Source organism: Roseateles sp. P5_B10, assembly GCF_056400485.1.
Map to the genome: position 1 here is coordinate 1 of NZ_JBFULE010001550.1, position 637 is coordinate 637.

Here is a 637-nt window from a genome sequence, read left to right on the forward strand (position 1 = left end):
GACGGCATCCAGCCATCCCGTCGCGGGCGCGCCGGCCCCCGATGATGCTCTCGGCGCTCACGATGCCGCGCTCGCGCCGGTGACGCCTCCATCGCATCATGACGTGCTGATCGTCTGAGGATTTCAGGTGGCCAAAACAACTCAGCCGAGGTGACGATCACCTCGGCTGAATGCGTTTCGATATTTGCTGCTTATTATTGCGGAGCGGCCGAGACCTGTGCAGGCTTCGGCGCCGCCGGCTTGCGGCGGATGCCGCCGCCGGTGACGGCGAGCACCCGGGCGATCGCCTGGCGCTGCAGGCTGTCGTCCTTGTCGATCGAGAAGTGGTTGGTGGTGGCGTTCTCATTGACGTTGGCAAGCTTGCCTTTGAAGCGGGGATCCGCAGACACCGCGCGTCCCCAGCCGGCGGGTACGTAATAGTTCACGATCTGCTTCACATTGTTCGGGACGGCATCGGGTGCCACCGGATCGAAGTTCACGATCAACGCCACCGGAACATTGTATTGCGCAAGCTTGCGGGCGACCGAAATGGTCGCATCGGCGCCGGCCGAATGGCCCATCAGGATGATCGGTTCGCGGTTACCGGCCTTGTACCTGGCGATCATGTCGTCCGCCTGACCGCTCCACAGCGTATGAT

General features: G+C 63.1%; 1 protein-coding gene. It reads right to left on the bottom strand.

The window, feature by feature from the left end:
• Positions 1-194: 194 nt before the first annotated feature.
• The coding region (locus AC1DU6_RS34525) for a hypothetical protein (RefSeq protein WP_477862997.1) at positions 195-637 on the bottom strand (443 nt) is incomplete at its 5' end.